The 19586-nt window shown below is 68.3% G+C and carries 19 protein-coding genes; 7 read left to right on the forward strand and 12 right to left on the reverse strand.

Annotated elements, in window-relative coordinates; genetic code table 11:
* Nucleotides 1-78: 78 nt before the first annotated feature.
* From E5P3_RS28890 to E5P3_RS28910, 5 genes are all read right to left on the reverse strand, one after another.
* The gene (locus E5P3_RS28890; protein WP_162589095.1) at nucleotides 79-984 is read right to left on the reverse strand and encodes a phosphoribosylaminoimidazolesuccinocarboxamide synthase; all 906 of its coding nucleotides are present in this window, start codon (nucleotides 982-984) and stop codon (nucleotides 79-81) included.
* A gap of 259 nt (nucleotides 985-1243) precedes the next feature.
* Nucleotides 1244-2308, reverse strand: a complete 1065-nt coding sequence (fba, locus tag E5P3_RS28895; RefSeq protein WP_162589096.1) for a class II fructose-bisphosphate aldolase — start codon at nucleotides 2306-2308, stop codon at nucleotides 1244-1246.
* Nucleotides 2309-2407: 99 nt separating this feature from the next.
* Nucleotides 2408-3856 carry a pyruvate kinase gene (pyk, locus tag E5P3_RS28900; RefSeq protein ID WP_162589097.1) on the reverse strand — a complete coding sequence of 483 codons (1449 nt, stop codon included), beginning with the start codon at nucleotides 3854-3856 and terminating at the stop codon, nucleotides 2408-2410.
* Nucleotides 3857-3953: 97 nt separating this feature from the next.
* Nucleotides 3954-5147, reverse strand: coding sequence for a phosphoglycerate kinase (locus E5P3_RS28905; protein WP_162589098.1), 1194 nt, complete (start codon nucleotides 5145-5147; stop codon nucleotides 3954-3956).
* Between the two features lie 82 nt (nucleotides 5148-5229).
* Nucleotides 5230-6141: a LysR family transcriptional regulator gene (locus E5P3_RS28910; protein WP_162589099.1), complete on the reverse strand. Its 912-nt coding sequence runs from the start codon at nucleotides 6139-6141 to the stop codon at nucleotides 5230-5232.
* Nucleotides 6142-6231: 90 nt separating this feature from the next.
* Between E5P3_RS28910 and E5P3_RS28915 the strand changes: the two genes are divergently transcribed.
* The 4 genes from E5P3_RS28915 to E5P3_RS28930 are packed head-to-tail and all read left to right on the forward strand — an operon-like array spanning nucleotide 6232 to nucleotide 9769.
* Complete coding sequence (locus tag E5P3_RS28915) at nucleotides 6232-6792, forward strand: VOC family protein (RefSeq protein ID WP_162589100.1); 561 nt, start codon at nucleotides 6232-6234, stop codon at nucleotides 6790-6792.
* On the forward strand, nucleotides 6789-7910 hold the full coding sequence (locus E5P3_RS28920) for an alpha/beta hydrolase family protein (RefSeq protein WP_162589923.1): 1122 nt from the start codon (nucleotides 6789-6791) through the stop codon (nucleotides 7908-7910). The genes E5P3_RS28915 and E5P3_RS28920 overlap by 4 nt, the downstream gene beginning before the upstream one ends.
* A gap of 8 nt (nucleotides 7911-7918) precedes the next feature.
* Nucleotides 7919-9559, forward strand: a complete 1641-nt coding sequence (locus tag E5P3_RS28925) for an FAD-dependent oxidoreductase (protein ID WP_162589101.1) — start codon at nucleotides 7919-7921, stop codon at nucleotides 9557-9559.
* Between the two features lie 15 nt (nucleotides 9560-9574).
* Nucleotides 9575-9769, forward strand: coding sequence for a DUF2783 domain-containing protein (locus E5P3_RS28930; protein WP_162589102.1), 195 nt, complete (start codon nucleotides 9575-9577; stop codon nucleotides 9767-9769).
* Between the two features lie 66 nt (nucleotides 9770-9835).
* Here E5P3_RS28930 and E5P3_RS28935 read toward each other — a convergent pair whose 3' ends face one another.
* From E5P3_RS28935 to def, 5 genes are read right to left on the reverse strand one after another with little or no spacing between them, the layout of a single operon-like run.
* Nucleotides 9836-10186 (reverse strand): AzlD domain-containing protein, encoded by a 351-nt coding sequence (locus E5P3_RS28935; RefSeq protein ID WP_162589103.1) that lies wholly within the window; start codon nucleotides 10184-10186, stop codon nucleotides 9836-9838.
* Nucleotides 10183-10923 (reverse strand): AzlC family ABC transporter permease, encoded by a 741-nt coding sequence (locus E5P3_RS28940; protein WP_162589104.1) that lies wholly within the window; start codon nucleotides 10921-10923, stop codon nucleotides 10183-10185. The genes E5P3_RS28935 and E5P3_RS28940 overlap by 4 nt, the downstream gene beginning before the upstream one ends.
* Nucleotides 10923-11873: a methionyl-tRNA formyltransferase gene (gene fmt / locus E5P3_RS28945; protein ID WP_162589105.1), complete on the reverse strand. Its 951-nt coding sequence runs from the start codon at nucleotides 11871-11873 to the stop codon at nucleotides 10923-10925. Before fmt ends, E5P3_RS28940 begins: the two co-directional genes overlap by 1 nt.
* A 7-nt stretch (nucleotides 11874-11880) precedes the next feature.
* On the reverse strand, nucleotides 11881-12387 hold the full coding sequence (locus E5P3_RS28950) for a hypothetical protein (RefSeq protein ID WP_162589106.1): 507 nt from the start codon (nucleotides 12385-12387) through the stop codon (nucleotides 11881-11883).
* Entirely contained in the window at nucleotides 12384-12917 is a 534-nt protein-coding gene (gene def / locus E5P3_RS28955) for a peptide deformylase (protein WP_162589107.1), read from the reverse strand. The genes E5P3_RS28950 and def overlap by 4 nt, the downstream gene beginning before the upstream one ends.
* Nucleotides 12918-13078: 161 nt before the next feature.
* On the opposite strand from def, the gene E5P3_RS28960 reads away from it, so the two are divergent.
* The 3 genes from E5P3_RS28960 (at nucleotide 13079) to E5P3_RS28970 (ending at nucleotide 16086) form a co-directional block, all read left to right on the forward strand.
* Nucleotides 13079-14296 (forward strand): LysM peptidoglycan-binding domain-containing protein, encoded by a 1218-nt coding sequence (locus E5P3_RS28960; RefSeq protein ID WP_162589108.1) that lies wholly within the window; start codon nucleotides 13079-13081, stop codon nucleotides 14294-14296.
* A gap of 78 nt (nucleotides 14297-14374) precedes the next feature.
* Nucleotides 14375-15511: a DNA-processing protein DprA gene (gene dprA, locus E5P3_RS28965; RefSeq protein ID WP_162589109.1), complete on the forward strand. Its 1137-nt coding sequence runs from the start codon at nucleotides 14375-14377 to the stop codon at nucleotides 15509-15511.
* Nucleotides 15512-15576: 65 nt separating this feature from the next.
* Nucleotides 15577-16086 (forward strand): DUF494 family protein, encoded by a 510-nt coding sequence (locus E5P3_RS28970; protein ID WP_162589110.1) that lies wholly within the window; start codon nucleotides 15577-15579, stop codon nucleotides 16084-16086.
* 9 nt (nucleotides 16087-16095) lie between these two features.
* Here E5P3_RS28970 and E5P3_RS28975 read toward each other — a convergent pair whose 3' ends face one another.
* Together E5P3_RS28975 and secF are read right to left on the reverse strand one after the other, a co-directional pair.
* Nucleotides 16096-18504 carry a DUF1631 family protein gene (locus E5P3_RS28975; RefSeq protein WP_162589111.1) on the reverse strand — a complete coding sequence of 803 codons (2409 nt, stop codon included), beginning with the start codon at nucleotides 18502-18504 and terminating at the stop codon, nucleotides 16096-16098.
* Between the two features lie 127 nt (nucleotides 18505-18631).
* Nucleotides 18632-19582, reverse strand: coding sequence for a protein translocase subunit SecF (gene secF / locus E5P3_RS28980; RefSeq protein WP_162589112.1), 951 nt, complete (start codon nucleotides 19580-19582; stop codon nucleotides 18632-18634).
* Nucleotides 19583-19586: the final 4 nt, after the last annotated feature.

The raw sequence follows: 19586 nt of genomic DNA on the forward strand, positions 1-19586 counted from the left end.
CGTGGCTTCGCCGTGCGGTGACTATTGCCCACGGATTTGTGATTTATTCACCTCCGGGGGCGGGCGGCCTCCGGGTGGTCAACCGGTCAGCCGGTCCAGCGCTTCGCGGTACTTGGCCGCCGTCTTCTCGATCACCTCGGCGGGCAGACGTGGCGCCGGCGGCGTCTTGTCCCAGGGCTTGCCGTTGACCTTGACCCCCTCCAGCCAGTCGCGCACGAACTGCTTGTCGTAGCTCGGCGGGTTGGCGCCGGCGGCGAGCGCGGCCTGGTAGCCCTCGACCGGCCAGTAGCGCGAGCTGTCGGGAGTCAGCACCTCGTCCATCAAAACCAGCGTGCCGGCCTCGTCGAGGCCGAATTCGAACTTGGTGTCGGCAATGATCATGCCCTTGGTCAGCGCGATGGCGGCAGCCGTCTCGTAGATGGCGATGCTGGTTTCGCGGATCTGCTGCGCGAGCGTGGGGCCGACCACCTCGACCACGCGCTCGTAGCTGATGTTCTCGTCGTGCGCGCCCGCCGCCGCCTTGGCCGCGGGCGTGAAGATCGGCTGCGGCAGCTTGCTGGCATTGCCCAGGCCCTCGGGCAGGGGCACGCCACAGACGGAACGGCTCTCCTGGTATTCCTTCCAGCCGCTGCCCGCGAGGTAGCCGCGCACCACCGCCTCGACGGGTATGGGCTTGAGGCGCTTGACCAACATCGAGCGGTCGCGCACCTGCGGCACCTCGGCGGCCGTCACCACGCTCTCGGGCGCCTCGCCGGTCAGGTGGTTGGGGCACAGGTGGCCCAGCCGGTCGAACCACCAAAGCGCCATCTGCGTCAGGATCACGCCCTTGCCCGGGATCGGCTCGCCCATGATCACGTCGAAGGCCGAGAGGCGGTCGCTGGCCACCATCAGGATGCGGTCCTCGCCGACCGCGTAGTTGTCGCGCACCTTGCCGCGCGCAAGCAGGGGCAGGCTCTGGATGGAGGAAGTGTGGACGGTGGTCATGGCGGGATGGTGGAACGGCGAAAACGGGGGAACGACCGAGATTGTGCGCGTGAAAAATGGCCCCCACGCTCCCTCACTTCGTGTGGTCGCTGCCCCCCGAGGGGGTTTTTCATCTTGGGGCGGCCCGGCGATGAAAAAAGGCCCCCAGGCTCCCTCACTTCGTGTGGTCGCTGCCCCCCGAGGGGGTTTTTTCATATTGGGGCGGCCCGGCGATGAAAAAAGCCACCGCGAGGGTGGCTTCGGCAGGAAAGCGAAGCGCTCAGACGACTTCTTGCGCGAGCTCGCCCTTGGCGTACTTGGCGGCCACCACCTGCAGGGTCTCGCCCTTGATCTTCGGGCCCTGGCCTTCGCAGCCGAATTCGATATAGCGCTGCTTGCAAATCTGCTTGGCGGCCTCGCGCGCGGGCTTGAGCCATTCGCGGGCGTCGAACTTCTCGGGGTTCTCGGCCATGAACTTGCGCACCGCGCCGGTCATCGCCAGGCGGATGTCGGTGTCGATGTTGATCTTGCGCACGCCGTGCTTGATGGCTTCCTGGATCTCCTCGACCGGCACGCCGTAGGTTTCCTTCATGTTGCCGCCGTACTGGCGGATGATGGCCAGCAGGTCCTGCGGCACCGAAGACGAGCCGTGCATCACCAGGTGGGTGTTGGGGATGCGGCGGTGGATCTCCTTGATGCGGTCGATCGCCAGGATGTCGCCGGTGGGCTTGCGGGTGAACTTGTAGGCGCCGTGGCTGGTGCCGATGGCGATGGCCAGCGCATCGAGCTGGGTCCTCTTGACGAAGTCGGCGGCCTGCTCCGGGTCCGTCAGCAGTTGCTCGCGCGTCATGGTCGCGTCGGTGCCGTGGCCGTCTTCCTTGTCGCCCTTCATGGTCTCGAGCGAGCCCAGGCAGCCCAGCTCGCCTTCGACGGTCACGCCGACCTTGTGGGCCATGTCGACCACCTTGCGGGTGACGTCGACGTTGTAGTCATAGCTGGCGATGGTCTTGCCGTCTGCTTCGAGCGAACCGTCCATCATCACCGAGGAGAAGCCCAGGTTGATGGCGCCCTGGCACACGTCGGGGCTCTGGCCGTGGTCCTGGTGCATCACCAGTGGAATGTTCGGGTAGGCCTCGACGGCGGCCAGGATCAGGTGCTTGATGAAGGGCTCGCCCGCGTACTTGCGCGCGCCTGCGCTGGCCTGCAGGATCACCGGTGCTCCGGTCTCCTTGGCCGCTTCCATCACGGCCTGCACCTGTTCCAGGTTGTTGACGTTGTAGGCCGGGATGCCGTAGCCGTTGGCCGCAGCGTGGTCGAGCAGTTCGCGCATCGAGACAAGTGCCATGGGTGTACCTCGCGGGGAAAATTAAGAAGGAAAAACTACCGCGATTCTACTGAGCACCCCTGTCGGACGGCTCCGACGCCTCGTCCGGGACGCTGCGCTTCAACCGACTCTGCAGATCTTGAGCATGTTGGTGCCGCCCGGCGCGCCCATGGGTTCGCCGCAAGTGATGGCGTAGATGTCGCCGGTCTGCACGATGCCGCGCTTCTTGAGGTGGGCCTCGGCCTGCAGCAGCGCCGTGTCGCGATCGCTCTCGGCATCCATCAACAGCGGACGCACGTTGCGGTAGAGCGCCATCTTGCGCTGGGTGGCCAGGCGCGAGGTCAGGGCGTACATCGGGATGTGGGCGCGGTGCCGGCTCATCCACAGCGGGGTGGATCCCGATTCGGTCAGCGCGACGATGGCCTTGGCACCCAGGTGGTGCGCGGTGAAGAGCGCGCCCATGGCGATCGACTGGTCGATGCGGCTGTAGGCCTGGCCGCTGAAGTCGGCATCGAGGTGCGGGTCCTCGGCGGCTTCGGCCGCCTCGCAGATCCGGCTCATTTCCTGCACGGTCTCCAGCGGATAGCGGCCCGAGGCGGTCTCGGCCGAGAGCATCACCGCGTCGGTGCCGTCGAGCACTGCGTTGGCCACGTCGCTGACCTCGGCGCGGGTGGGCACCGGGTTGCTGATCATCGACTCCATCATCTGGGTGGCGGTGATGACCACCTTGTCCATCTCGCGCGCCATGCGGATCATCTTCTTCTGCAGCGCCGGCACCGCGGCGTTGCCCACCTCGACCGCGAGGTCGCCGCGCGCGACCATGATGCCGTCGCTGGCGCGCAGGATTTCCTCGAGCTTGGGGATCGCCTCGGCGCGCTCGATCTTGGCGATCAGCCCCGGCTTGTGGCCGTACTCGGCCGCCGCGACGTTGCACAGCTGGCGTGCCATCTCCATGTCGGTCGCGTTCTTGGGGAAGCTCACGGCCACGTAGTCGGCCTGGAAGCTCATGGCGGTCTTGATGTCCTCCATGTCCTTGGCCGTCAGCGCCGGCGCCGTGAGCCCCCCGCCCTGCTTGTTGATGCCCTTGTTGTTCGAGAGCTCGCCGCCCAGCCGCACCGTGGTGTGCACCGCCTCGCCCTTGACGGCATCGACGGTGAGGACGATGAGGCCGTCGTTCAACAGCAGGCTGTCGCCCGGCTTCACGTCGCGCGGCAGGTCCTTGTAGTCCAGGCCCACGGCGGCGATGTCGCCGAGCTCGGTGCGCGCGCCGTCGAGCACGAACTTCGCCCCCGGCTCCAGCCAGACCTTGCCCTCTGCAAACTTGCCGACCCGGATCTTCGGGCCCTGCAGGTCGGCCATGATCGCCACCTCGCGGCCCGCCTTGCGCGCCGCCTCGCGCACCATGGCGGCGCGGCCGATGTGGTCCTGCGCGGTGCCGTGGCTGAAGTTGAGCCGCACCACGCTGACCTTGTGATGGATCATCTGCTCGAGCAGCTCGGGCGTGCTCGAGGCCGGGCCGAGCGTGGCGACGATCTTGGTGGCGTGGCGTGGAAGGCGGGTCGTGCTCATGCTGCGGGTCTCCGGTTTGTATTCTGTACTGTATACACTTTACAGGTCCGGCGATAGTCCCCCCGGGCTGCAATTCCGCCGCACCCTCGCGCCGGACTCAACCTGCTGCTCGCTTTTCCAGGATCTCCAAAGCCGGCAGGGTCTTGCCCTCGAGCACTTCCAGGAAGGCGCCGCCGCCGGTCGAGATGTAGCCGACCTGGTCTTCGATCCCGTACTTGGCGATCGCGGCCAGCGTGTCGCCGCCGCCGGCGATCGAGAAGGCGCCGCTGTCGGCGATGGCGCGCGCGATGGCTTCCGTCCCCTTGGAGAAGGCGTCGAACTCGAACACGCCCACCGGGCCGTTCCAGACGATGGTCCCGGCCTCGCGCAGCTGCGCCGCCAGGATCTCGGCGGTCTTGGGGCCGATGTCCAGGATCAGGTCATCCTCGGCCACCGCGTTCGCATCCTTCACCGTGGCGGGCGCATCCGCGGAGAAGGTCTTGGCGGTGACCACGTCGACCGGGATCGGCACCGCTGCGCCGCGTACACGCATGGCGTCGATCACGGCCTTGGCCTGGTCCTGCAGGTCGGGCTCGGCCAGCGACTTGCCGATCGGAAGGCCGGACGCCAGCATGAAGGTGTTGGCGATCCCGCCGCCCACGATCAACTGATCGACCTTGTCGGCGAGGCTCTTGAGGATGGTGAGCTTGGTGCTGACCTTGGAGCCCGCGACGATCGCCACCAGCGGCCGCTTGGGCTGCGCCAGGGCCTTGGTGATGGCGTCGATCTCGGCCGCCAGCAGCGGGCCCGCGCAGGCGATCTTCGCGAACTGCGCGATGCCGTAGGTCGTGGCCTCGGCGCGGTGCGCCGTGCCGAAGGCATCGTTGACGTAGATGTCGGTCAGCGCGGCCAGCTTGCGGGCGAGCGCCTCGTCGTTCTTCTTCTCGCCCTTGTTGAGGCGGCAGTTCTCCAGCAGGACGACCTGGCCCGGCGCGACCTGCACGCCGCCGACCCAGTCCGGCACCAGCGGCACCTCGCGGCCCAGCAGCTCGCCCAGACGTTTGGCGACCGGCGCCAGGGAATCCTCGGGCCTGAACTGGCCCTCCGTCGGCCGGCCGAGATGGGAGGTGACCATCACAGCGGCGCCCGCATCGAGCGCCTGGCGGATGCAGGGGACCGAGGCACGGATGCGCGTGTCCTCGGTGATGTTGCCGGCATCGTCCTGCGGCACATTGAGGTCGGCTCGGATGAACACGCGCTGGCCGGCGACTTTGCCTTGCGCGACGAGATCGTTGAATCGAAGGACGTTCATGGGTAGGAAGGGATGGAGGCGAGGGAGGCACCTCGACAAGAGGCGAAAGGCAATTGTAGGTTTGGCCGCAGGGCGCCTTGTATCAGCGCGACAACCCGGGCTTGTGCACGAAGTGCTCCAAGATCCGGACGAAGCCCGCCGCCGCAGGCGACAGCGAGCGCCGCGCAGCCGCGTAGACGCACACCTCGCGATGGAAGTCCGGCTGGTCGAGCTTGACCATCCGCAGCCCATGGGCCTGCACCAGCGAGGCCGAGTAGGTCGGACAGACCGTCAGGCCCAGGCCCGACGCCACCATGCCTAGCGCGGTCGTCATGTACGACACCTCCTGCGTCGAAGCCCGCATCAGGAAGGTGCGCGCGTCGGCCTCCAGTTCGGGCAACACTCGCTGGCGGAAGTCGCGCGTGGGCGCGATGAAGGTGTAGGGTCCGAGCTCGCTCCAGCGCACCTGGCGGCGGCGCGCGAACGCGTGGTCCTGCGGGCAGATCAGCCAGTGCCGATCGCGGAACAGGGTGCGGCGCTCGATGGCCGCGGCGTCCACTTCCACGTCCTGGCCCACCGCGAGCTCCGCCTCGCCCGATGCCAGCCCTGCAAGCAGGTGCTCGGGCAGCGTATCGACCAGCCGAACGTCGATGTCCGGATGGCGCTCGCGGTAGGCCGCGATCACGCGCGGCATCAGCGTGCAGGCCATCAGCTGCGGCGCGGCCAGCCGCAGCAGGCCGCGCTTCTGGTCGCGCAGCTCGGTCACGCCGGCCACCGCGCCGGCGAGGTCGGCCAAGAGGCGCTGCACCGAGGGCTGGAAAGCGCGGCCGGCCTCCGACAGCAGCACGCGCCGCGTGTGCCGATCGAAGAGCTGCACGCCCATCTCGCGCTCGAGCTCGCGGACCAGCACGCTCAGCGCCGACTGCGTGAGATGCAGGCGCGCGGCCGCGGCGGTGAAGCTGCCGGTCTCGGCCACCGCGTCGAAGGCGTGCAGCTGGCGCAGGGTCAGATTCATGGTGGCACTTCATCAATCGATGAATTTATTTCGATTGAATCATAAGAAGAAGAAGGGCCCAATCCGGCCTGTTCCCCACGGAGACAAGCCATGCCCCCAGCCGAGACCCAGCCGCTCGCCACCCCGCCCGTGCCCGTGCCCGTGCGCGGCCTGCACCACTTCGCCTGGCGCTGCCGCGACAGCGAGGAGACGCGCCGCTTCTACGAGGACCTGCTGGGCCTGCCGCTGGCGCACGTGATCAAGAGCGACCATGTGCCGAGCACCGGCGAGTACTGCCCCTACGTCCACATCTTCTTCCAGATGCGCGACGGCTCGTACATCGCCTTCTTCGACCTGGGCGACGACGTGGCCGCGCTGCCCTCGCCCAACACGCCGGCCTGGGTCAACCACATCGCGCTGCGCGTCGATTCGGTGGCCGACCTGCTGGCCGCCAAGGCGCGGCTGGAGTCTGCCGGCGTCGAGGTGCTCGGCGTGACCGACCACCACATCATCGAGTCGATCTACTTCTTCGATCCCAACGGCATCCGCGTGGAGCTGACCACACCCACCGTGCCGCAGGCCGAGATGGAGGCGCATGCACGGCGTGCCCGCACCGAGCTCGACGCATGGACGCTGCGCAAGGCCGCGTTGCGCGCAAAGGCGGCGGCATGACGGAACTGCAGCTCGCCGTCATCGACGTGAAGCCCGGCGCGGCGATGGAAAGCCAATCGGGCCTGCAGATGCTGCGCCCGCGGATCTATGGCGCCTACCGAGCGCCGGCCGGCCCGAAGAAGATCGCCGCGCTGGTGATGCACCCCACCAGCAACTTCATGGGGCACTACCTGATCGCCCCGCTGGCCGAGCGCGGGATCTGCTGCATGGGCCTGAACTCGCGCTACATGGGCAACGACACGGTGCTGCTGATGGAGCGCGTGATCCAGGACCTCGGCGCGGGCGTGCAGTTCCTGCGCGGCCTGGGCTACGAGAGGGTGGTACTGATCGGCAACTCGGGCGGCGCGGCGCTCGCGAGCTTCTACCAGGCGCAGGCCGAGCAGCTGACGGCTCACCATCTTCCGGATGGCGACCCCACCCACCTGCACCCGGACGACCTGCCGCCGGCCGACGGCATCGCGCTGTGTGCGGCGCACCAGGGCCGCTCGAAACTGATGCGCGACTGGATCGACCCGTCCGTCACCGACGAGCACAACCCGCTCTCCGTCGATCCCGCGCTCGATATGTACGACGCGCGCCACCGGGTGCCTTACGACGCCGACTTCCTCGCGCGCTTCAGCGCCGCCCAGAAGGCCCGCCTTGACCGCCTCGAAGCGTGGGCACTGGAGCGCCTGCGCCTGTTGCGCGGCACGCCGGGTGCGCCGCGCGACCAGGCCTTCGTCGTCTACCGCACGCACGCCGATCCGCGCTGCGTGGATCTCTCGATCGACCCCAACGACCGCGCCCCCGGCAGCGTCTGGGGCGATGCGCGGCAGGTCAACTATTCGGCCAACGCGATGGGCCGCACGACCTCGCTGACGGCCTTTCTCTCGCAATGGTCCTCGCGCTCGCAGGCCGACGGCCCGTCGAACCTGGCGCGCACCCGCGTGCCCAAGCTGCTGCTGACCTACACCGCCGACCAGTCCACCTTCCCGAGCACGCGCGATGCGTGGATGAAGGCGGGTGGCGACCGCATCCGCAATGTCGACATCGTCGGCGGCAACCACTACCTCGCCGGCCAGCCCGCGCTGGTGCCGCGCGCCGCCGATGCGATCGCCGAATGGGCGCACGCACTGTGAGGACAGGGATGCAAGAGTTCCGCTTCGCACCCGAGTACGAGCTGCCGCGCTGGCCCTTCGTGCCGCCGCCCGAGCTGGGCAGCAGCGCCGTCGTGCGCCATCCGATCGTCATCGTCGGCGCGGGCCCCGCCGGCCTGACGCTGGCCTGCGACCTGGCAAAGCGCGGCGTGCGCGCCCTGCTGCTCGATGAGGACGACACGGTGGGCGTGCGCGGCGCGTCCTCGCGCGGCATCTGCTATGCGCAGAAGAGCCTGGAGATCTTCGAGCGGCTGGGCATCTACCAGCGCATCGCGGACAAGGGCATCACCTGGTCGTTCGGCCGCACTTTTTCGGGCGACACCGAGGTCTACAACTTCAACCTGCAGGCCAGCAGCGTCTCGGCGCAGCCGCCCTTCATCAACCTCCAGCAGTTCTATGTCGAGTGGTTCCTGGTGGATCGCATCCTGGAACTGGGTGGCGTCGACTTGCGATGGAAGAACCGCGTGACGCAGGTCTTGCCGGTCGACGACGGCGTGCGCCTCGAGGTCGAGACGCCGGCCGGCCGCTACGGCCTCGAAGCCGACTGGCTGATCGACGCGACCGGCGCCAACAGCACGATCCGCACCCAGCTGGGGCTCCAGGCCCACGCATCGCGCAGCACCGACCGCTGGTGCATCAGCGACGTGCGCTTCAAGAAGCCGCTGCCGGTGGAGCGGTGGACCTGGGTCGATGCGCCCTTCAACGAAGGCCGCGCCGTCTGGCAGCACCTGATGGCCGACGGCGTCTGGCGCATCGACTACCAGATGCCCGAGGACTGCGACACGGCCCACATCAGCAAGCCGGAAGTCGCGGGTGCGCGGCTGCGCGAGCAGCTCGGGCCCGGCGTGGAGTTCGAGTTCGTCTGGATCGGGCCCTACGGCTACCGCGATCACCTGCTCGAGCGCTTCCGCCACGGGCGCCTGTTCTTCATCGGCGATTCGGCGCATGTGGTGAGCCCCTTCGGCGCTCGCGGCGGCAACAGCGGCATCCAGGACGCGGCCAACCTCGGCTGGAAGCTGGCCCTGGTCGCGCAGGGACGCGCGGGCGAGGCGCTGCTCGACACCTACGACGCCGAGCGCCGGCCCGCCGCGGCGCAGAACCTCCAGGTCACGAGCCGCTCGGCGCGCTTCCTTGCGCCGCGAACGCCCGCCGAGCACACGATGCGCCGCGCGGTGGTCGCCCTGGCGTCTCGCCATCCGTTTGCACGCGCGCTGGTCAACACGGGACGCATGTCGGTGGCCAACGACTATCCCGCCGGGCCGCACCTGCCCGAGGGCGGGCGCAGCGTGCAGAACCTGCCGATGCGCTGGCGCGACGGCCGGCCCTGCACCCTGATGCAGCTGCTGGCCGATGGCACGCGCTGCCTCGCGCTATGGTTTGCGCCGACCCAGGAGCAGGTGCTGGCGATGGCGGACACGGCGGCCTCGCTGCCGCTGCAGCTCGTTGCCATCGGCGGCGACAGCGGCCTGCCCACGCTCGAGCCCACGGACCCACTCGCGAAGCACCTGGGTGCGGACGCCGCGGGAAGCCTCTGCCTGGTTCGCCCAGACGCCTATCGCGCCGCGCTGTTGCGCGATTTCACGCCGGCGGCCCTCGCCGCTGCCATTCACATCGCCCTGGCACACGACTGAAGCGCCGCACGACCCATGATCACCGAACCCAACATCCACGACCCCGATGGCTTCTACGCCGAATGGCTTGCCGCACACGAAGGCCTGACCGAGCAGCAGAGCGCGGACCTGAACGCCCGGCTGGTGCTGCTGCTGGCCAACCAGTGCGGCGACCAGGCCGTGCTGCTGCAATGCATAGCCGCCGCGCGCGAGGCTGGGAGTGCAGGGTGAGCAGGCAGGTCTTCTTTGCCCCGTGACTTCACGCGCGCCGAGATCCGCGCGCGCTCGGCGGCAGGGCTACCAGCCCAGCATGAGGTGCAGCGGGAGGTAGACCGCCATGCCGGCCAGCATCGTGCCCAGCACGCCGCCGCGCCAGAAGAAGTAGGCGGCACCGGCCGCCGCGCCGTACAGCCGCGCGTCTTGCCAGGTCGAGATCAGGTGGCCTTGGGTCATCACGATCTCAGGAATGATCACCGCCGCAAGCGCCGCGATGGGCGCGTAGTGCAGCGCGCGGTGCGCCCAGTCGGGCAGGCCCCAGGGACGGTCGAGGATGAAGAAGAAGCAGCGTGTGAGCACGGTTACGCAGGCCAGGCCGACGATCACGGCCAGGGTCCAGGGGTCGGTGGTGCCGTCGGCGCCCAAGCTCATTTGTCGTCCTCCGCATCGGGGTCGAGCCCGAACTGCCTTTCCAGCCAGAAGCACAGCAGCACCGCCACGCCGATGCCCGCGACGATGTTGAGCTTGAGCGGCAGCGCGTAGGCGGCGACGGCGGTCGCGCCGGCGATCAGGGCCGCGAGGATGCGCAGCCGCGTGGTCGCCATGGAGCAGACCACCGCGACCAGGCAGAGTACGCCGGCGAAACCCAGTCCCCAGCTCTGCGGGATCAGGTTCGCCAGCAGGACGCCGATCATGCTCATGCCCATCCACGAACACCAGACCACGAAGTAGTTGCCCGTCAGATAGGCCTCCTGCGCGCGCTCTTCACGCGGGTTGGCGGGCGGCTTCGCGTACTGGCGGGTGAAGAAGGCGTAGGTCATGTCGGCCGTGAGATAGCCGTGCGTCATGCGTCGCCAGCGCGGCATGTGCATGAGGTAGGGCCGCAGGTGCAGGCTGAACACCACGAAGCGCAGGTTGACGCAGAAGCCCGTGGCCAGGACGACCCACGCCGGGGCGCCGGCGATCAGCAGCGGAATGGCGGCCAGCTGCGAACTGCCGGCATAGACAAGCAGCGTCATCGCGACCGACTCGAAGACGCTCATGCCGGCCTTGACCATCGCCACGCCGGTCATCAGGCCCCAGGCGCCGGTACCGAGGGCGACCGAGGACATGTCCAGCGCGCCCTTGCGGAACTCGGGGAGGCGGCGGATGGAGGAAAGAAAGAACATCAGCCGAAGACCTGCCCAGGCTTCAGGTCGAAGCCCCGCAGGAAGTCGGCCACCGGCAGGCGCTTGCCGCCGGGACGCTGCAACTCGGTCAACACCACTGTGCCCTCCCCAGCCGCCACGGCGACGCCGGCCGGCTCGACCACCAGCACGGTTCCGGGAGGTTCTGCAGGTGGACCCGGCTGCGCCTGCGCGGCCCAGAGCTTGAGGGTGTCGCCGTCCAGCGTGCTGCTGGCTCCGGGAAAGGGATCGAAGGCGCGGATGCGGCGCACGATAGCGGGAGCATTCTGCTTCCAATCGATCTGCGCCTCCTGCTTCTCGACCTTGTGGGCGTAGCTCACGCCTTCGGCAGGCTGGGATTCGGGGCGCAGCGCTCCGGCCTCGGCCTGCTTCAGCGCATCCACGATCAACCGGCCGCCGAGCGCGGCCAGGCGGTCGTGCAATTGCGCGGTGCTGCCATCGCCGATCGCGAGCGATTCGCGCAGCAGCATGTCGCCGGTGTCGAGCCCGGCGTCCATCTGCATGATGGTGACGCCGGTCTGCGCATCACCGGCCTCGATCGCGCGGTGGATCGGCGCGGCCCCGCGCCAGCGCGGCAACAGGCTGGCATGGATGTTGAGGCAGCCCAGCCGGGGTGCGTCGAGCACCCATTGCGGCAGGATCAGCCCGTAGGCCGCGACCACCATCGCGTCGAGCCTGGCATCGAGGATGGCGGCGCGCGCCGCGGCCGCGTCCTCCGGGTACTTGCCGTCCAGCCGGAGACTGCGCGGCTGCGCCACGGGCCAGCCGCGGGCTGCCGCGAACTGCTTGACCGGCGAGGCCTGCAGCTTCATGCCCCGGCCCGCGGGGCGGTCCGGCTGCGTCAGCACCAGCACGACCTCGAAGCCGGCCGCGGCGATCGCCTCCAGCGCGACGCGGGCGAACTCGGGCGTGCCCGCGAATGCAATCCTCATGCGGCCCTCACAGCGGCGCCAGCAACTCGAGCAACAGGTCGTCGCCCGTGTGGTAGCGCTGCACCACGCCGGCCGGATCGATGTAGATGTAGAGCAGCCGCGGCGAGTTCTGCCACTTGTAGCGCCAAGTCCAGATGTTGCCGTCGAAGGAGCTCACCTGCGTGATTTCGAGCGGCCGGCCATAGGTGCGCAGCACGTCGGCCTCGCGCCAACGCCCGACGCCGGGCTGGATGGTACGGTCGAACAGGCGCTCGTCCAGCTCTTGCCGCACCGAGACCACGTGCCCGCCCGCATCGAGATCGACGTTGTTGACCTCGAACCCGGCCGGCGCACGCGAATATTGCAGCCGCTCGCCGCCGCCGGACAGCGGATAGACGGCGCTCGGTGCGCCGAGCTCGCGCAGCGTCTGCTCGCGCGAGCTGCCCATGGACAGGCGCGTCGGCTCGCCGGCGCAGCCGGCCAGCAGCGCCACCGCAAGGAGCGCAGCCGGTGCGGTGCGCAGGGACAAAGTCAACGCCGGCCTTCCCGCTCATCGAGGCGCTGGTCCTCGCGCTGCTGCTTGAGCAGCTTGCTCTTGATGCGGTTGCGCTTCAGGGGCGAAAGATATTCGACGAACACCTTGCCCAGCAGGTGGTCGAGCTCATGCTGGATGCAGACGGCCAGCAGGCCCTCGGCCTCGATGGTGCGTGGTTCGCCCTCGGCATCGAGCGCCGTGACGCGCACCGCGGTGGAACGCTCCACGCCGTCGTAGATGCCGGGCACCGAAAGGCAGCCCTCCTCATTGAGGACTTTCTCCTCACTGGCCCAGACGATCTCGGGGTTGATCAAAACCAGCGGCTGGTTACGCTCCTCGGACACGTCGATCACGACCAGACGCTCGTGCACGTCGACCTGGGTGGCCGCCAGGCCGATGCCATTGGCGTCGTACATGGTTTCGAGCATGTCGGCGACCAGGGTCTTCATGCGTGCATCGACCCCCTGCACCGGCTTGGCGACCTTGTGCAGGCGCGGGTCGGGGTAGCTCAGGATGTTTCTTTTGGCCATGAACGGGAGGAAAAATTGTCGTCATTTTCGCCATTTCCGCGACGCCCAGAGGCTCGGCGACTTGATAAACGTTGCCCGATCAAGGGCTTCAGCGCAAAATTGGTTTCAAATTGTGAGTATTCGTACGCCCTCCCGGCCCCGTGCGCGCCCACCATCCGACCATGAAGAAACACCGCATGAATCTCAGCCTGCGTCCGAACCTCATCGCCACGCTGACGGCGATCACCATGGCGGGCCTGGGCGCGCCGGCCCAGGCGCAGAGCTACCCCGTCACGCCGCAGCAGCGCGCGACGGCGCAGCAGGCGGCGCAGGCCGGCGTGCCACTGTCCGAGCTGGCACCGAACGCGCCCGACGAGTACACGGTCAAGCCGCGCGACACGCTGTGGGCCATCTCCCGCCTCTACCTGCGCAGCCCCTGGCGCTGGCCCGAGCTGTGGGGCATGAACATGGGCGAGATCCAGAACCCGCACCGCATCTATCCCGGCCAGGTGCTGTACCTCGACAAGAGCGGCGGCCGCGCGCGCCTGGCGCTGCGCCGTGGCGGCAGCGGCATGCCCGATGGCGGCACCATCAAGCTCTCGCCGCGCACGCGCTATGAATCGCTGTCGGACATGGCGTTGCCCACGCTGAATCCCAGTGTGATCGAGCCCTTCCTCGCCGAGCCGGTGGTGGTCGACGCAGAGACGCTGGCGACCGCACCGCGCATCGTGGCAGGCAACGACAGCCGCGTGGTACTGGCGCGCGGTGACCGGGTCTATGCACGCGGCGAACCCAGCGCGCCGCTGATGGAAGCGCCCGGCCCGATCCGGACCTACCGCGTGTTCCGTAACGCGACCCCGCTCAAGGACCCGGGCACGGGCGAGATCCTCGGCTACGAAGCGCAATACGTGGGCAAGGCCCAGCTGCAGCGTGGCGAGTCGAGCGCCAAGGAAGAGGTGGAGGGCAAAGAGGTCGTGTACCCGGTGCCGGCCAGCCTCGACATCGTCGCCACTCGCGAGGAGATCCGCGCCGGCGACCGATTGCTCCCCGAGCCGCCGCGCCAGCTGCTGAGCTATGTGCCTCGCGCCCCGGGGCACACCATCGCCGACGGTCGCATCGTCTCGGTCTACGGCAACGCAGTGCAGTACGCGGCCCAGAACCAGGTGGTGGCCATCAACAAGGGCACCATCGACGGCATCGAGAACGGCCACGTGCTGGCCATCCTCAAGAACGGCGACACCATCGTCGACAAGACCGGCGCCACCAAGGAAACGCTGAAGCTGCCGAACGAGCGGATCGGCCTCTTGATGGTGTTCCGTCCCTTCGAGCGAGTCTCGTATGCGCTGGTGCTCGAGATCAACGACGCGCCGCGCATCGGCGACCTGCTGATCAACCCATGAGCCGCACGGCCGCTCCGAAGGCGTATAGCACCGCAGCCGAAGGCGAAGGTACTCCAGTGCCCCGGCCCCAGCCATCGCGTGGAACGTGACGAACTCGCGGGCTGGCTGAGGCTCACGCTGACGCCGGGCATCGGCAACACGGCCGCGCGCAAGCTGCTCGCGGCCTTCGGTCTGCCAGCGGAGGTCTTTGCCCAACCCGCAACGGCGCTCCGGCAGGTCGTGGCCGAGGCCCAGGCCAGCGCGCTGCTCGAGCCGCCGGCCGAGCTCGACGCGCTGCTCGACCGCACCTTCGAGTGGCTCGGGACCAGCGCGCCGCAGGGCGCGACGCACCGCATCCTCACGCTGGGCGATCCCGCCTATCCGTCCTCGCTGCTCGAGACGGCGGATCCGCCTCTGGTGCTCTACTTGATCGGGCCGGCGCCGCTCGAGCTCGCGCAGCTGTCGCGCAGCATCGCGATGGTGGGCAGCCGCAATCCCACGGCACAGGGCATCTCGAACGCGCGGGCCTTTGCGCGCGCTTTCGGCGAGGCTGGCATCGCGGTGGTGTCGGGGCTGGCGCTCGGCATCGACGGCGCGGCGCACGAGGGCGCGCTGGATGCCGCCATCGATCCGCTCTGGCCGGCAACGGTGGCGGTGGTCGGCACCGGGCTGGACCGCGTCTACCCCGCGCGGCACCACGCGCTGGCGCAGCGCATCGCCGAGCGGGGGCTGATCGTGAGCGAGTTCCCCCTGGGCACGCCGCCGCTCAACCAGAACTTCCCGAAGCGCAATCGCATCATCGCCGGCCTCTCGCGCGGCACGCTGGTGGTAGAGGCGGCACTGCAGTCGGGCTCGCTGATCACCGCACGGCTCGCGAGCGAGCAGGGCAGGGAGGTGTTCGCCATCCCTGGTTCCATTCATTCGCCGCAGTCGCGCGGCTGCCATGCGCTGATCCGGCAAGGCGCCAAGCTGGTCGAGACGGTCGGCGACGTGCTCGAGGAGCTGCGCTTCGATGCGTCTCTCGTGCCGGCCGCGCCGCCGCGGCAAGAAGAGACCACCTCGCCCGCCGGGGGCCTGCTGCAGGCCATGGGCTACGACCCGGCAAGCCTGGATGCGCTGTGCGCGCGCACCGGCCACCCGGTCGCCATCCTGCAGGCGCAACTGCTGGAGCTGGAGCTCGCCGGCCACGTGGCCCGGATGCCCGGCGGCCTGTTCCAGCGGGTCGCCCGAGGCTGAGCGCCTCCGGCGTCGCATATGGGCAATGCAACCGCGCCAACACCGACCTGGGCTATATTGGCCCCATGTTCGAAGTGCTCGTGTACGTGTACGAAAACTATTGGCGCGGCGATGCCTGTCCCGAAGCCGAGCAACTGGGCCGCAAGCTGAGCGCCCAGGGCTTCGACCCCCAGGAGATCCGCGACGCCCTGCACTGGCTCGACGGACTGAGCCTCGCCACCCAGGGCATCCAGCTCACCCTTCATGCCGAAGGCACGAGCGCGACGGTGAGCCTGGAAGGCCCGGCTGCGATGCCCGAATCACCGGGCTCGATGCGCATTTACTCGATGGCCGAACAGGAACACCTGGGCGCCGAGTGCCTGGGCTTCATCAGCTTCCTCGAGTCTTCGGGCGTGCTGCCGGCCGGCCTGCGCGAGATCGTGATCGATCGCGCCATGGCCACGACCGGCGATCCGCTGGAACTGGGCGAGCTCAAGATCATCGTGCTGATGGTGCACTGGAGCACCGGGGTCGAACCCGATGCTCTCGTGCTGGACGAGCTCTGCGACGACACTGTGAACCGTGTCGCGCATTGAGCGCCGGCCTTAATTCAAGAGGCGCTCCGGATTCGCGTCCAGCTTGGCCAGCGCTTCGCGCGTGGCCCGCACGGTGAGCGTCTCTTCCTCGGCCGGTACCAACAACCCGGCCTGCAGGTAGGAAGCCAGGCGGCCCACCTGGATCAGGAAGCTGCGCCCGTCGCTGGAGGCGAACAGGTGCAATTGCTTGCGCTCGCTGCGCCAGACGAACTGGACCTGGCTCACCCGGTCGTTGTGGTCGAGCATGAACCAGGTGCCGACCTGCAGCTCGTGTGCCCACTGGAGCATGTCCTCGCCGACCTTGGTGCCGGTATCGGGCACGACTTCGAGCGAGGCGGCGTCCACGCCCAGCAGCAGTTCGATGCTGGCTGCATCCAGCGGCAGGTCGGTGGCGTCGCCCTCATCGGTGACAAAGTCCTCGAGGTTGGCCAGGCGCTTCGCCATGGCCTCGATCTTGGCCGGCGGAATGGCCTCGGTCTTGGATAGGAAAGCATCGGAAAGCGTCGAGCCGATGATCTTGATCTGCGCCTCCTGCGGCTCGCCTTCGATGCCCAGCAGACCCATTCCCTGGCGCAGGCGCTGCAGCAGCTGGGGCAGGTCCTGGATCACGCGGGCGCGATCGTTGCGGTTGGGCTTGGCGCTGGCGGCCCACACCAGATCGGAGGCAGCGCGCTTGAGGGTGACGGTCTGCTCGTCCTGGGCGCCGTAGCGCAGCGCCGCGATCGCCAGCACTTCGGCCCAGATCTTGAAGAGAAACTCGCGGATCTCCTCGCGCACCGGCATGTCGTTGAGCATCTTGCGCAGCTCGATGGTGTACTGGATCGCCATCGTCTCCTTCTGCTCGACCTGCTGCGCCACGCTCATCACGCGCTGGGTGGCGTCGCTCTGCGTCAGGTACTTGTTGAGGAAGGCGACGAATTCGTCGAACACCAGCTTGAACACACGTTGGCCGGTCTCGGGGTACTGCTCGATCACCTGCACCACGCGCCGGATCTCGCCCTCCAGCGCACTGCCCGAGATGGCGGCGGCGTCGAAACCCATCACGCATGAGCCCATGCGGTCGATCAGCATGCGCGCCGGATGCTGCAGCGTGCCGAAGAACTCAGGCTCGGCAATCGCCACACGCAGCACCGGCATTTGAAGGCGCGCGAACCAGACGCGCGCCGAAAACGGGATGCGCTCCTCGGCAAGGATCGCCTGGAACATCAGCGCCACGATCTCGACCGTGGCCTTGTCGGCGGTGGTCGGGGCCTTCTTCTTGAGTTCGCTGGTGCGTCGGCGCAGCTCGGCCGCGGTCTGGTGCATGGCCGTGGCCTCGTCGCCGACCACGTACTGCGACGCCATCGCCTGATAGGCAGCCTCGGCGTCGGCGATCGCAGCGGCGAAGGCCGGCGCGGCCAAGCCGACGCCACCGCCACGGCCACCCGAGCCTCCTGCGGCGCCGGAACCGGGACCCTGGGTGCCCGGAATGCGCATCTGGCCCAGGTCGCCGCCAATGCGAGCGGTCACGAAGCGCTTGAGGTTGAGCAGCACGCCTTGTGCGCGCTGGCGCGCCAGCACCAGCGGGGAACCGCCGGTGGCGACCAGGGTGTCGCCGCCCGCGGTGCCCGGCCCGCGCCCAGCACTCACGCCGATCGCCGCCGGGGCGAAGCTGCCCGGGGGCGCCCCGAAAGCACCCGGCACGGCTTGGCCGCCGCCCATACCGAAGGAGGCGCTGCCGGGCTGGGAGGACCGCGCAAAGGAGCCGCCCAGCGGCACGCTGTTGGAACCCGCGCTACCGGTTCGCTTGACGAAGCTCTTGAGATCGATCTCGGGCATCACGCCGCGTTCGATCAGGAAGGTGTTGGCGTCCTTGTAAGCCGCGACAACCACGTCGACCAGGCGCTGCTGCACCACATCCTGCACGCGGGCCCAGGTTTCGCGGCTCAATCCGGCGGCCAGCCACTGGTCCACCAGGGTGCGGGCCAGCGCCTCGGGCTTGAGCACGTCCTTGGCGTCCAGCTCGCCGGTTCCCTCCAGGTACTGAATGCGCAGGCGCAGGTCGTTGAGCTCGAATTGGGCCTTGTCCTGGATCGACTGCGCCAGACGCGAGGACAGGATGTTGGTCTCCACCACCTCGTCGCCGATCAGTTCCAGGCGCAGGCCACCGGTGGAGCCGCTCGGGATGGCGCCGCCCACCGCCTTGCGCCACGCGGCCTGCGACATGGGCACCCAGCTGGAGCCCTGGGCCTGGAAGGCCAGATAGTCGTCGCGATGCTGCTGCATCTCGCGCACGCTGGCGGTCATCCCGGCCAGCGCCGCCAGCCGTTCCCGGACCGCGAGAGCGATCGGCGCGATCGCCCCCTCCGTGGCGGCGACGAAACGCTCACGGGTCTCGCGGGCGAGCTGCTGGGAGGAGGCGGGTGACCGCGAGATCATGTGGCGAGGACGGCAATTAAAACGATTCAACAAGTCCGAGCTTGCATCGTGAAGCGTAACCGCACAAGGGCACCGGATGCATCTCGGCAACCCGAATCAGCCCTTGCCCGACCAAGGGCCGCGTCGGTCACACCGTCGCGCCGGCGTTCGGGTCGTCCGGATCGCCTTGCTTGGGTGTCGTCTTGACCAGGTCCTCGCGCTTCACGCCCAGCCACATCGCAATCGCCGCCGCCACGAAGGCGGAAGAGTAGATGCCGAACAGGATGCCGATGGTCAGAGCCAGCGCGAAATAGTGCAGCGTCGGGCCGCCGAAGAAGAACATCGACAGCACCACCAGCTGCGTGGAGCCGTGGGTGATGATGGTGCGGCTGATGGTGGAAGTGATGGCGTTGTCGATCACCTCGCGAGTCGTCAGCTTGCGGTATCGCCGGAAATTCTCGCGCACCCGGTCGAAGATCACCACCGACTCATTGACCGAGTAGCCCAGCACCGCCAGCACCGCCGCCAACACCGCCAGCGAGAACTCCCACTGGAAGAAGGCGAAGAAGCCCAGGATGATGACCACGTCGTGCAGGTTGGCCAGCACGGTGGCAAGCGCGAACTTCCATTCGAAGCGGAAGGCCAGGTAGATCATGATGCCGACCACCACCATGCCCAGTGCCTTGAGGCCGTTGGTGGTGAGCTCCTCGCCCACCTGAGGGCCGACGAATTCGTTGCCGCGCAAGGTGGCGGAGGCGTCGACCGCCTTCAGCGCCGCCATCACCTGATCGCTCTGCTGGGCCGAGGTCTGCCCCTTCTGCACCGGCAGGCGGATCTGGATGTCGCGCGAGGTGCCGTAGTTCTGCACCTGCACGTCGGGATAGCCGAGCTTGGCGACGGTCTCGCGCACCTTGCCCACGTCCACCGACTGCTGGTAGGCGACCTCCATGACGGTGCCGCCGGTGAACTCCACCGACAGGTGCAGCCCGCGGTGGAACAGGAAGAAGACCGCCAGCACGAAGGTGAGGACAGAGATCGCGTTCAGCACCAGCGCATAGCGCATGAACGGGATCGTGCGGTGGATTCGGAAAAACTCCATGGTT

The sequence above is a fragment of the Variovorax sp. RA8 genome (assembly GCF_901827175.1).
Lineage (GTDB): Bacteria > Pseudomonadota > Gammaproteobacteria > Burkholderiales > Burkholderiaceae_C > Variovorax.